General features: G+C 45.9%; 13 protein-coding genes. 12 read left to right on the forward strand and 1 reads right to left on the reverse strand.

Annotated features, from left to right (window positions below; translation table 11 throughout):
• Positions 1-3: 3 nt before the first annotated feature.
• The 9 genes from LZ23_RS00680 (at position 4) to LZ23_RS00720 (ending at position 9,478) form a co-directional block, all read left to right on the forward strand.
• Positions 4-915 (forward strand): dihydroorotate dehydrogenase, encoded by a 912-nt coding sequence (locus tag LZ23_RS00680; RefSeq protein ID WP_045210805.1) that lies wholly within the window; start codon positions 4-6, stop codon positions 913-915.
• Positions 916-1,327: 412 nt separating this feature from the next.
• Positions 1,328-2,653 (forward strand): HD domain-containing protein, encoded by a 1,326-nt coding sequence (locus tag LZ23_RS00685; protein WP_045210670.1) that lies wholly within the window; start codon positions 1,328-1,330, stop codon positions 2,651-2,653.
• A gap of 5 nt (positions 2,654-2,658) precedes the next feature.
• Positions 2,659-3,687 (forward strand): dual-specificity RNA methyltransferase RlmN, encoded by a 1,029-nt coding sequence (rlmN, locus tag LZ23_RS00690; RefSeq protein ID WP_332308247.1) that lies wholly within the window; start codon positions 2,659-2,661, stop codon positions 3,685-3,687.
• A gap of 180 nt (positions 3,688-3,867) precedes the next feature.
• Positions 3,868-4,239, forward strand: a complete 372-nt coding sequence (gene hisI, locus LZ23_RS00695) for a phosphoribosyl-AMP cyclohydrolase (RefSeq protein WP_045210673.1) — start codon at positions 3,868-3,870, stop codon at positions 4,237-4,239.
• On the forward strand, positions 4,240-5,121 hold the full coding sequence (gene hisG / locus LZ23_RS00700; protein ID WP_045210675.1) for an ATP phosphoribosyltransferase: 882 nt from the start codon (positions 4,240-4,242) through the stop codon (positions 5,119-5,121).
• Positions 5,122-5,250: 129 nt separating this feature from the next.
• On the forward strand, positions 5,251-5,937 hold the full coding sequence (locus tag LZ23_RS00705; RefSeq protein WP_045210676.1) for a tetratricopeptide repeat protein: 687 nt from the start codon (positions 5,251-5,253) through the stop codon (positions 5,935-5,937).
• The gene (locus LZ23_RS00710; protein ID WP_157493060.1) at positions 5,861-7,255 is read left to right on the forward strand and encodes a B12-binding domain-containing radical SAM protein; all 1,395 of its coding nucleotides are present in this window, start codon (positions 5,861-5,863) and stop codon (positions 7,253-7,255) included. Before LZ23_RS00705 ends, LZ23_RS00710 begins: the two co-directional genes overlap by 77 nt.
• An 8-nt stretch (positions 7,256-7,263) precedes the next feature.
• Positions 7,264-8,427, forward strand: a complete 1,164-nt coding sequence (gene lptF / locus LZ23_RS00715) for an LPS export ABC transporter permease LptF (protein ID WP_045210680.1) — start codon at positions 7,264-7,266, stop codon at positions 8,425-8,427.
• Positions 8,408-9,478 carry an LptF/LptG family permease gene (locus LZ23_RS00720; RefSeq protein WP_045210681.1) on the forward strand — a complete coding sequence of 357 codons (1,071 nt, stop codon included), beginning with the start codon at positions 8,408-8,410 and terminating at the stop codon, positions 9,476-9,478. Before lptF ends, LZ23_RS00720 begins: the two co-directional genes overlap by 20 nt.
• Before the next feature lie 12 nt (positions 9,479-9,490).
• Here the strand turns inward: LZ23_RS00720 and yihA are convergent, their stop codons facing one another.
• Complete coding sequence (yihA, locus tag LZ23_RS00725) at positions 9,491-10,069, reverse strand: ribosome biogenesis GTP-binding protein YihA/YsxC (RefSeq protein ID WP_045210683.1); 579 nt, start codon at positions 10,067-10,069, stop codon at positions 9,491-9,493.
• Between the two features lie 203 nt (positions 10,070-10,272).
• Here yihA and LZ23_RS00730 point away from each other — a divergent pair, with 203 nt between their 5' ends.
• The 3 genes from LZ23_RS00730 to efp are packed head-to-tail and all read left to right on the forward strand — an operon-like array spanning position 10,273 to position 12,123.
• Positions 10,273-11,091: a hypothetical protein gene (locus LZ23_RS00730; protein ID WP_045210684.1), complete on the forward strand. Its 819-nt coding sequence runs from the start codon at positions 10,273-10,275 to the stop codon at positions 11,089-11,091.
• On the forward strand, positions 11,081-11,563 hold the full coding sequence (locus LZ23_RS00735; protein WP_232300328.1) for a type II 3-dehydroquinate dehydratase: 483 nt from the start codon (positions 11,081-11,083) through the stop codon (positions 11,561-11,563). The genes LZ23_RS00730 and LZ23_RS00735 overlap by 11 nt, the downstream gene beginning before the upstream one ends.
• Positions 11,563-12,123 (forward strand): elongation factor P, encoded by a 561-nt coding sequence (gene efp / locus LZ23_RS00740; protein ID WP_045210688.1) that lies wholly within the window; start codon positions 11,563-11,565, stop codon positions 12,121-12,123. The genes LZ23_RS00735 and efp overlap by 1 nt, the downstream gene beginning before the upstream one ends.
• Positions 12,124-12,129: the final 6 nt, after the last annotated feature.

Below are 12,129 nucleotides of genomic sequence, written 5' to 3' on the forward strand. Positions count from 1 at the left end.
CACATGAACTTAAATGTAAATATAGCCGGTCTTGAGCTTAAAAATCCCATTATGAGTGCTTCTGGCACATTTGGCTATGGACTGGAATTTATACCTTATGGTAACCTGGAAGATCTCGGGGCCATTGTAGTGAAAGGGCTTTCCATCAAGCCCAGATCCGGCAACCCCATGCCCAGAATTGCCGAAACACCCTGTGGAATGCTCAATGCCATAGGTCTGCAAAACATAGGTGTGGAAAGGTTTATTCAGGACAAGCTGCCTCTTCTTCCCTGGGACAGGACTCCTGTAATAGTCAATCTGTATGCACAAAGCGCAGGTGAATTTGCGCAACTTGCTGAAATACTCAGTTCTGAGCCTGGTGTGGCTGCCCTTGAGGTCAATATTTCATGCCCCAATGTCAAGGAAGGCGGCGTGCAGTTCGGTCAGGATCCTCTTGCTGCTGCGGAGGTGGTGCGCAAGGTGCGCGCAAAGGCAGGAAAAAAAATTGTTATTGTCAAGCTCAGCCCCAATGTAACTGACATTAAGGTAATTGCCAGAGCGGTGGAGTCTGCCGGGGCGGATTGTATTTCACTTATCAATACCCTGAGTGGTATGGCTGTAGATGTCAGGACCAGAAAACCTTGTCTCGCCAACGTATTTGGGGGTCTGTCCGGTCCGGCAATCAAACCGGTGGCTCTGAGGATGGTTTATGAGGTATGCAGCAGTGTGAGGATTCCGGTAATCGGCATGGGGGGCATCAGCAGTGCTCTGGATGTTCTTGAATTTATGTTAGTTGGTGCGTGCGCTGTCCAGGTGGGCACAGCCACGTTTACCAGGCCTGATCGGCTGTTTTCTCTTGTGAATGAACTGAGGGAACTCACTCGGGAACTGGGTATTGATTCTTTTGAAGAGTTCAGGGGCAGTTTGAAAAAATGAATAACAGGAATTTTCAGGCTGAAGGCTGAAGACTGAAGACTGAAGACTGAAGACTGAAGACTGAAGACTGAAGGTTGAAGGCTGAAGGCTGAAGACTGAAGGCTGAAGGTTGAAGGCTGAAGGCTGAAGACTGAAGGTTGAAGGTTGAAGGCTGAAGGTTTATGGTTGGAGGTTTATGGTTGAAGGTTAAAGAATTGGAATTTTAGACATTTTTTGCTCTTGTCAAGGTTTTCTGTTTTTTGATGCAGGATTGAGGCGGTAGGTCTAAAGTATTGTTACCAAATAAAAAAATGCCCCTTGTCAAGACTTGAGGAAAATTTTTTTTCCATATATTTGTGACCATTCACCAGGCTTTACCAAGTAAAAAATTACCCGTTTAAAAATCCGCTGCTGCGGAACCAAGGAGAGAAGAATGCCACAGCCCATTAAGGATGCTGCCGCCCTCTGCAAGACCATAATGCGTAACGGGTATGACGCATACGTCATAAATGCACCGCTGCAGAAAAGAGCAATGGCTGAAAATGACCTTGAAGTCGATATCTGCACTGATCTTGACGCAGATGAGCTTTCCAGACTTTTCCCCAACCTGGAATCATCCGGTTCAGCTGAGTTAACCGGAACTCTTAGACAGGGAGATGCAATTTTTAATTTTTACCCTGCAGATGTTATTGAAAGTTCATACACCGATGGCACCATAGCAAGACTGACTCCAAGGCTTGTCAGAAAGCTTGAGTCTGTGGGCGATCTTCCTCTTTCCTGGGCCTGCCCGTACATACCCAAAGCCCACGATGTTTATGATGGTTTTGAAAAGCTTGATACCGGTCATATCTGCTTTGAAGGCATTCCTGATGAAACTTTGAAGAAAGACTATTTACGGGCCATAAAGGCCCTGCGCTTTTCAGCAAACTATCATTTGCCCATTGAAGGCAATACCTGGCTGGCCATAGTCAGGGCCTGCCGAAGAGTGCTTGACTATGTCTCAGTGACAGATTTTATGGATGAATGGCGCAAGGTTGAGGCTGAAAATATGCATATCTTTGCCCAGCTTCTTTTTGACAGCATGATTCTGCATGGTCTTGTGCCGGAACTGGCTTCTCTTAGCCGGGTCAGGCAGGTCAAGAATGCTGAAGAAGGAGAAGAGAATGTATGGGATCATACTGTGCAGGTCATGCGGAGGTATCCAGAAGAGTTGCCCTATGACTGGTACGGTACCATGGCCTGCCAATTTCATGATGTGGGCAAGCTGTTTGCCAGTGAGTATTTTGATGGCAAAATGACCTTTTATCAGCACCATCGCATTGGATCCAAGGTAACCAGAAAAATCCTCAAAAGGCTCAGGTTCAATACTGATGAAGTTGACTTGATCTGCCATCTTGTGCGGCATCATATGCGCTTTCATTTCATGCTCACAGACAAAGGGATTAGAAGATTCAAGGCTTTGGATGAGTATCCCAGACTGATTGAAATGGCCAGAGCCGATATTAAGGCTAGAAACGGAAGCTATAAAGAATTCAATCATAATATGAAAATGCTTGAGCGGGCAGAGTTGTCTGAAGAGATGCTGGAACCGCTGCTTAATGGACATGAAATAATGGATTTCACCGATATCAAGCCAGGGCCGGCTGTGGGTCTGATTCGAGAAGCGCTTTTGCAGGCACAGATTGCAGGAGATGTAACATCTGTCCCTGAAGCTATTGATTTTATTATGCGCTATCAGGAGAAGGAGAAAATTCAATAAAGAATTTGCTTGATCTTGACAAGAAAGGTTTGGAGCAGGTTCTGCAGGCCATGGATGAGCCTTTGTACAGGGCGTCTCAGATTATGAAGTGGATATGGGGGAAAAATTGTAATGATTTCTCGTCCATGACTAATGTTTCCAAGAAGCTGCGCTTGAGGCTGGATCAGGAATATACCATAGAGCCACCAGGGGTTGCTCGTGCTGCCAGAAGTTCTGACGGCACAATTAAGCTGCTGCTCTTGCTGAAAGATGGCAAGTCAGTGGAAAGTGTACTCATACCTGCAGGCGATCATTATACTCAATGTTTATCCACGCAGGTCGGGTGTGCTCTTGGGTGCCAGTTCTGCAGTACAGGCACCATGGGTTTTGAGCGTCAGATGAGCGCAGGTGAGATAGCAGGGCAGGTTCTTGCTGCTCGCAGATATCTGCTGGGTTCAGGTAATTTGATGCCTGTGAATAATTTAGTCTTGATGGGAATGGGTGAGCCTCTTCTTAATTGGAAACAGGTCCATCAGGCTCTGCAAATTTTCAGGTGTCCGGACGCACTTAACTTTTCTCGCAGAAAGATTACCTTGTCCACTGCAGGAGTTTCAGGCGGGCTGAATAAATTAGGTCAGTCCCAATTGTGCTACCTTGCAGTATCTCTGCATGCACCTGATCAAACAACCCGTCAAGCCATCATGCCTGGAGCATCAGCACATCACCTGGATAATTTAATTAAGGACATGGAAACTTATCCATTAGCTCCGAGGGAAAGAATTACTATTGAGTATATGCTTCTCAGAGGGGTTAATGATTCATTACGTCAGGCAGGGGAATTATGCAAAATTTTATCTAAGGTGAAATGCAAAATTAATCTGCTGCGTTTTAATCCAGGGGTTGACAGTAGTTTTCAGTCATCAACTGAAGAAAGTGTTGAAGCTTTTCAGGATTTTTTGAGATCTAAAGGTTTCACAGTGATGCTGCGCAAAAGTATGGGGGCGGATATACAGGCTGCATGTGGTCAACTTAAGGCGGATGTCATAAGAAGTTGAATGACGCAAAAAATTAATAAAGGTAATTGTTCAGCCATTTGCATGTGGCATGGGGACTGGCTCTTCCCGCACTTATTATTAAAATCCTGTCAATCATCCTTTAGAATAATAAGTGCGGGGGGGCCTCTCCCCTGCTTTCCTTAAAAAAGGCTAAACTGTTACCAATAAAGGAGATTTGTTTTGAAACCGGATTTTGCCAAGGGAAACGGCCTGCTGCCAGCCATTGTGCAGGAACATGCTACAGGGGAAGTGCTAATGCTGGCCTATGTCAATGAAGATGCCTGGGATAAAACCCTGGAAAGCAAAGAAGCACATTATTACAGCCGCAGCAGGAACTGCATCTGGCATAAAGGAGGAACCTCCGGCCATGTGCAGAAAATTAAAGAAATCAGGGTGGATTGCGACTTAGATACAATTCTATATAAAGTGGAACAGGTCGGGGGCGCTGCCTGTCATAAGGGTTATAAGAGCTGTTTCTTTACCAAAGCCGGCATTTCGGGCTTTGAAGTCTGCGAAAGCATGGTTTTTGATCCCAAGGAGGTATATAAGTAAATGATAGATGATAATGTTTTGAAGCTGGGGATTCCCAAAGGTTCGCTTCAGGAAGCGACCATGCGCCTTTTTGCCAGGGCTGGCTGGAAAATCAAGCCTCATCATCGCAATTATTTTCCTGAAGTCAATGATAATGAACTGGTCTGTTCTCTTTGCAGGGCCCAGGAAATTTCCAGGTATGTTGAAAATGCAACCATGGACGCAGGCCTTACCGGCAAAGACTGGATTATGGAGAATAACTCTGATGTGGTGGTGGTATCAGATCTGGTTTATTCCAAGGTCAGCAACAGACCGGCCAGGTGGGTTCTGGCTGTGGCCGGCGATTCTCCCTACAAAAGACCTGAGGATCTCGGAGGAAAAAAAATTGCCACCGAACTCAAAAATTTTACCTTCAATTATTTTAAAAACGCAGGCATTGATGTGGAAGTTGAGTTTTCCTGGGGTGCCACCGAGGCCAAGGTTGTGGAAGGCCTGGCTGATGCCATTGTTGAAGTAACTGAAACCGGGACCACAATTAAGGCTCACGGATTGAGAATTATTGCAGAACTCCTTCAAACCAATACCCAGTTCATAGCCAATAAAAAGGCCTGGGATGATCCCTGGAAGAGAAAAAAGATTGAAACCATCAATACCCTTTTGCATGGAGCCTTGAGGGCTGATCGTCTGGTTGGGCTGAAAATGAACGTGCCTCAAAATGGTATGGATGACATTATGGACCTTCTTCCCAGCATGACCGCTCCTACTGTAGCCAATTTATATAATACCGACTGGTTGTCTGTGGAGATTGTAGTCGAGGAGAATCAGGTTCGCGACCTGGTGCCTCAGTTGCAGGCCAGGGGAGCAGAGGCCATTATAGAGTATTCCCTGAATAAGGTCATCTGAGGCGTGTTTTATCCACAACCCAAAAGTAGGTATGATCGTAAAAAGGTGCTAAGCACAAAATTAAACCTCGGATTAGTTTTCATTTTACTTTTAATGTTTATATATGGGTGTGCTCATACTGGTGAACGAGTGCAGGCTGTTTCAAGTGGGCAGGTTGAAATTCGTCTGGATCTGGCGGAAAGATATCTGTTAGAATCAGAGCCAAGAATGGCTCTGGATCAATTGCGGACTGTACAGGGCATTGCCCCGGACAATCCGCGCCTGCACTTTAACCTGGGTATGACTTACAGTGTCCTGGATGATTTTTCAAGATCTGCAGCATCATTTGAGCGTGCTGTGGAATTAGATCCCGACTATGGAGAAGCCTGGAACAATTTAGGGCAGGTGCGGCAGTCCATGCGCGATTTTGCTGGAGCAGCTTACGCATATGAACAGGCCTTGAGTGTCAGTGAGTATATGACTCCTGAATTTGCCGCATATAATTTAGGTTCTCTTAATATTGAAATGAAAAAGTATGATGAGGCTTTATCATGGTCCGTGCTGGGCATTGAAAAGAACAGACGTTATATTCCACTCTATGTACAGACTGCCCAATTGCTGCAGAAGGCTGAAAGGTATGCTGAAGCTGTTGAGGTCCTTGAAGCTGGAGTAACTTCTCGTCCCGACAGTGCACAGCTTCGACTGATGCTGGCTGAGCTGCTGCTTGGACTCAGTCGGGATCGTGAAGCAATGAGGTGGTTTGAAAGTATTATACAACAAAGTCCAGACAGTAATGAGGCCTCTACCGCACAAGATTACCTGGAAGTGCTCAGGTGATTCAAAAGCCTTGAAGATTCTCGGGGTCAACCCGTGGATTTATGATTTTGCGGCATTCAATGTCTGGTCCAGACCTGCAGGATTGTTGTGCTGTCTTGACATGCTGCACAGGGCAGGTGCAGATACAGCTCTGGTTGACTTCATGGCTCGTGAGATGTTTCCCGGATCCTGGCCGGAACCGCAAAGAACAGGGCGGGGCCGATACCCGAAACTTCCACTTCCCAAGCCCTGGGCCCTGCAAAATGTGCCGAGACAGTTCAGCCGCTACGGAGCTTCACGGCAGGATGTTGTTGATGCAATGGCTGATCTGGAGCCTGGACCTGATCTGATCCTAATTACCTCACTGATGACTTACTGGTATCCTGGTGTCATGGCTGCCATCAGGCTTATCAAGGAGCTGTTTCCCTTTACGCCTGTATGTCTTGGCGGTATTTACGCCACATTATGTCCTGATCATGCCATGGGCACAGGAGCGGACTTTGTCTTTTCAGGTCCTCTTGAGCGTTCAGACAACTGGAATCGGCTCTGGAGCATCTCTGGACGCAAAACACCGCAGTTGCCTGTTGATGCCGGCATGAGGGCTGATGTTTCCTTTTATCCCGCCCCTGACTTTTCAATCTTAATGACCACGAGAGGTTGTCCTTTCAACTGTCCCTATTGTGCAGCGTCGGTGATTTATCCGGGATTCAGCAGATCTACCCCTGAAACTCTTATCAGGCACTTAAATCAGGAATATCAAAGAGGGGTCAGGGATTTTGCCTTTTATGATGATGCCCTGCTTGTGCATGCGCCGGGTATTCTACATCCTGTTCTAAGCTATGTCATTGATAACAAATTAGAAATTGGGCTGCATGCTCCCAATGCCCTGCATATAAGATACCTGACTCCCAGAACATGCCGGATGTTGAGGCAGGCAGGACTTGGCACTGTAAAGCTGGGGCTGGAGACTGCCAATTTCAGCAGAAGGCAGGATACCAAGCTTCAGCTAAGAGAGTTTGAACAAGGCATCGCCAATCTGGAGCAGGCAGGATTTGTCAAGGACGATATAGTTGTTTATATTCTCGGAGGATTGCCGGGGCAAAGTGATAAGGATCTGGAAGCGACAATCATCAGTTGTCATGCACTCGGGCTTAAGCCGGAAATAAATTTTTACTCGCCAGTTCCGGGTACACCCTTTTTTGATAAGGCATGCGCTTATTCCAGATTCTCACTCTCTGACCCCCTGGTGCACAACAACTCTATATGGCCGTGTTCGAAACATGGGTTTTCCTGGGAAGAGCATAAGAAGTGGAAGGACATGGTCAGAGGGAAGATTTAATTTAGAATATGAAAATACTCCACAAACAGATACTTAAGGAGGTCAGCCTCATATTTGTGATCACCCTGACCTCCATGATATCGCTTATAGTCATCGGTCGGATGATTGATCTTAAAGATGTGTTTGTGGGGCAGAATATTGCTATACTGGATGTGCTCAAGGCTTTTTTCTATCTGAGTCCATCCTTTATGAGCCTGGTAATTCCCATAGCCTGCATGCTGAGTATTTTTCTGTGCTTTTTGCGCATGGCTTCGGACCGTGAGTTAACAGCTCTGCAAGCCAGCGGCATATCAATACGCAATCTGTTTTTTGCACCGCTAATATTTTCATTTGCTGCCTTTGGCATCACATTGTTTGTGTCCATGGAACTTGTTTCCTGGGGAGCGGACAATTTTAGAAAGACAGCCCTGGAAATGATCCGTGACCAGACAGAGGTGTCAGTGCAACCTGGTATTTTTAATCAGCATTTGCCGGGACTGGCCATTTATGCCCAGCAGACTGATCTGGACACCAGTGAACTTAAGGGGGTGTTCATCAGGGATGATACTCGCGGGGATGTTCCTTTGACCATAGTTGCACCAACTGGAAAAATTGTTTCTGACGCTGAGCAGGGGGAAATACTGTTTATTTTACAAGATGGAAGGATTTACGGCCTTGACAGGAATGAGGTGTCAGTGGTCACTTTTGGCGAGTACACAGTCCGTTTAGATTTGAAAGGTCTTATAGGCAGCGTGGAGTTAAGTGACAAGGACCCTGAAGAAATGTCCTGGTCTGAATTGAGTACTGCCCGTTTGGAAGCAGAGGGAGGATCTGCTCATTATCGCTCTGTCATATTAGAACAACACAAAAGATTTGCCTTGCCTATGGCTTGTCTTGTTTTGGGCTTTTTTGCCCTCCCATTAGGGATGTCTCTGCAGGGAGTGGGGCGTAATTGGGGGCTTTTCCTGGCCATAGTATGTTTTCTGGCGTACTATAGTCTTTTTACCATGGGCTACAGCCTGGGGGAAATGGGCCTGATTCCACTTGCACTTGCCTTGTGGATTCCAAATTTGCTTTTTGCGGGCATAGCAGCAACAGGATTTTATTTTTTTGGCAAGGGCAGACAGTTTAACCTTAAAGCAATGTCAGAAAAGCTGCTGGGAAAAGAAGACAATGCTGACCATCCTGCATAAATATCTGCTACGGCAAAATTTCATTCTTATGTCCATCATCCTGATTTCAGGGATTGCCATTTACTTGATTGTGGACTTTGTGACAAGAATGAACGCAGTGGTGGAATCCGGCATTCATGTCACAACGGCTCTCAGATATTTTGGTTACAAAATTCCTCTCATTGTAACGCAGATCATGCCTGCCATTTTCATGCTTGCGGTTATTATTCAGCTGGCGCTTATGTATCGCAACCATGAAATGACTGCTCTGGGAACCAGCGCCATTTCCTTTGTTCGGCCTGCCATGTTCTTTATTGCCTACTCTTTTATCATGTTTTTTATTTTGCTGCTTTTTGCTGAAACCATCGGAATCAGGGGTTATCAGGAAACCAAGATTATCTGGGACTCGGACATCAGGCAGCGTCAGATTGAGGGCAGGGGTATTGAAAATTTGTGGTTCAAGGAAGATGAGACTATTGTTTTTATCAGGCAGGTCTGGCCTGACAGCAATATGGGCAGTGAAATTATTGTGCATCGACTCAAGGGGCAGGATACCATCCAGGAGATAATCAGGGCGCCAGGTTTTCAGGTGGAGAAAGGCGTATGGAAGCTCATGCAGCCAGTTATCACTGATGTCCATGGTTATAAAGTCACATTTCAGGAAGAATTTCAAATGACTTTGAGAACCGACCTTTCTTCATTTTCGGCCATTGCTTCCAGGCTGCCTTACGAGTCGCTGTCAATATTTACCCTAAGCACAGTGATCACTCAGTTGCGTGACAGTGGCTCTAACGTTGAAAGGCTTGCTACTGCCTGGCACAGTAAAATCGCCTATGCCTTTGCCCTGGTTGTTATGACCATTCTGGGTCTGGCCATGATTACCCTGATAAAGAATGTTTACGCCTTAGTTACCCTTGGGCTTGTTGTTGTATTTTTGTATTATACGGTTTATGTTTTTGGAGTGAGCTATGCTGAAGAAGGTCTCATCCCGCCATTCTGGGGTGCATGGCTTGCCAACGTCCTTTTTGGAACGCTGGGGTTGGGCCAGATTATCTGGTCGCGCCGGGAATGAGCCTGGGGCTGATCATGGGGTTGCTGACTCGATTATCAATTCCCATAGTTTGTCACGGCCTGCACCTGTTTTGGCGGAAAAGACCACTGGCGGACAGTTTAGGCCGAGGATTTTTGACCAGGTTCTGGAAATTGCGGTCAACTGCTTTTGCTTGCACTTATCTGACTTGGTCAGTACGGGTAGTATCGGAATATTCAAAGATTGTACGTAGTGGCTCAGTTCCAGATCCAGGGCCTGGGGTTCAAGCCTGGAGTCCAGCAGGTGCACTACAGCTTTGAGCTGAAAGTTGTCCTGGATGTAAGCTTCAATGAGTCTGCTCCACTTTTCCCGCTCAGTCTTGGAGCATTTGGCGTATCCATACCCGGGAAGATCTACCAGGCTAAATCCGGAAGGTTGCACCATGTAAAAATTGATGCTCCTTGTCTTGCCCGGCGAAGAACTGGTTCTGGCCAGTTTTTTGCTGCCTCCAAGAGTATTGATGAGGGATGATTTGCCTACATTGGATCTGCCGGCCAGTGCTATCTGGGGAATATCAATGCCGGAAAGCTGGGCTGGAGTGTAAGCTGTTTTTTCGAGTATCAGTTTGTACATGTTTTATGGGTCCAAGGTCCAAGGTCTAAGGTCTAAGGTCCAAGGTCCAAGGTCTAAGGTCCAAGGTTTATGGATATAGGTCTTCAGCCTTCAGCCTACAGCCTTAAACCATAAACCTTTCGCTTGGGTTGTGGGTTAAGCCGAATTCAACATATGTTATGTACATTTTATTGTAAACAGTCAGTTTCGCTGGAGAAAATACTATGAAAGCTGTGATCTGGTTTCTGTTTATCATTATGTCTCTTGTATCCTGCCGGAAAAATGTAGAGGATACTTATTTTGATTCCCTGGGATCCTATGGCCATATGGAAGAAACAGTTTCCTACAGTATTACCTTGCCAGGAAACGTCCTCAAACATGGTGATGGCATGGAAGCCATGTTTATGAATGAAGCAGGCAAAGAGTGTTTCAGGTTAACATCCAGGAAAGTGCTTAATCTCCAGCCTCTTGTGCAAGGCAGTCAGGACGGTTATACAGGCCGTGCGCGCCAGTTTCTAAGCTTACAAGGGGAGATTAAGCCGGAAATAGCACCTTTGACAAATGATATGACTCAGGAGTTTACGTGTTCGCTGGTTGCCTTTCCCGATTACAGCCTGGCAGGAGAAATAATCGGCCTGGAAGAAGAAAGAACCATTGTGGGCAGGAAGGATAGAGTGGTTGTTAGATTGTTTGAAGACTATCCATCAACCCTCCCGGCCTTTTTTCTGGTAGGAAGAGGGATAAGGGAGCACGGCAGAGACTTGGTCAGTATTTTCGGTTCTGGTGAAATTGTCCAGATTGTGGATGCTCCGGGCCGCTCGCAAGGGGCCGGAAAAGGGGCATTAGCTCAGGCCGAAATTATGGAAACCAACCATGAGGTTAACTACAATGACCTGATTTTTCTGGCTATGCTTAGAGTGCAGGCTGTGCAAAGAGATACCGATGACTCAGAGGAAGATGTTTCGGGTGTGCAGGAGATCTGGATAACACCTGAGATAAGGCCTGGGACAATGAAACATGAGGAGGATACAGTTGAACAATAAAAAAAAATATTCTATTTTAACAGTTAATGGTCCCAACTTAAAGTATCTTGGCAAAAGAAATGTTGATATTTATGGTTCAAAATCCATGGATGATCTCCCAAGTCTACTGGATAAGCATGGTCAGAATGTATTGCAAAAGGCTGAATTAGATTTTTTTCAGGCCAACAGTGAGGGAGATATCATAGACAGGATAGAACTAGCCTGGCAGGATAAGATTTCCGGTATTGTCATAAATCCCGGAGCCTACACACATACCAGTCTGGCCCTGGCAGACTGTCTGGCCTGGATAAATATTCCATATGTGGAGGTTCACCTGAGCAATATCTGGAGCAGAGATAAAATCAGACAGCACAGCCTTACTGCGAGACACAGTATGGGGGTAGTTGCCGGTTTTGGCATAATGAGCTATGTTTATGGCTTGCAGGCTGTTGTGGACTATTTGGATATAAACATTTCTCTGGAGGGAAAATAATGCTTTCGACAACCGACTTTCGTAAAGGTTTGAAAATTGAAATCGACAATACCCCTTATGAAATTGTTGATTTTTTGCACGTAAAGCCAGGCAAGGGTGGTGCTTTTGTGCGGACCAAACTCAAAAACATGCTCACTGGCGGTGCTGTAGACCAGACTTTCAGGTCTGGAGAAAAAGTGGGCAAGCCTGATATGGAAACCAGGGACATGCAGTATCTTTATCATGACGGCAGCGGATATGTTTTTATGGATATGGGAACATATGAGCAAATTACCATTCCGGATGAAAGTATGGTGGACAAGGGAGGTTTTCTGAAAGACGGACAGACAGTCAAAACTCTGTTCTACAATGGCCAGCCATTAGATATTGATTTGCCGGCAGCAGTTGTGCTGGCAGTGAAAGAAACAGAGCCAGGCATGAAAGGCGATACAGTATCAGGGGCATCAAAACCTGCAACTTTAGAAACCGGTCTTGTGGTCAACGTACCTCTATTTATCAATGAAGGGGATATGGTCAAAATTGATACTCGCTCCAAAGATTATCTCGGAAGAGAGTCCTAATTCATC

This window comes from Desulfonatronovibrio magnus, from assembly GCF_000934755.1.
GTDB lineage: Bacteria > Desulfobacterota > Desulfovibrionia > Desulfovibrionales > Desulfonatronovibrionaceae > Desulfonatronovibrio > Desulfonatronovibrio magnus.

Coding starts and splice junctions, on each gene's coding strand:
- LZ23_RS00680 (WP_045210805.1), top strand. CDS start 4: ATGAACTTAAATGTAAATATAGCCGGTCTTGAGCTTAAAAATCCCATT.
- LZ23_RS00685 (WP_045210670.1), top strand. CDS start 1,328: ATGCCACAGCCCATTAAGGATGCTGCCGCCCTCTGCAAGACCATAATG.
- hisG (WP_045210675.1), top strand. CDS start 4,240: ATGATAGATGATAATGTTTTGAAGCTGGGGATTCCCAAAGGTTCGCTT.
- lptF (WP_045210680.1), top strand. CDS start 7,264: ATGAAAATACTCCACAAACAGATACTTAAGGAGGTCAGCCTCATATTT.
- LZ23_RS00720 (WP_045210681.1), top strand. CDS start 8,408: ATGCTGACCATCCTGCATAAATATCTGCTACGGCAAAATTTCATTCTT.
- yihA (WP_045210683.1), bottom strand. CDS start 10,069: ATGTACAAACTGATACTCGAAAAAACAGCTTACACTCCAGCCCAGCTT.
- LZ23_RS00730 (WP_045210684.1), top strand. CDS start 10,273: ATGAAAGCTGTGATCTGGTTTCTGTTTATCATTATGTCTCTTGTATCC.
- efp (WP_045210688.1), top strand. CDS start 11,563: ATGCTTTCGACAACCGACTTTCGTAAAGGTTTGAAAATTGAAATCGAC.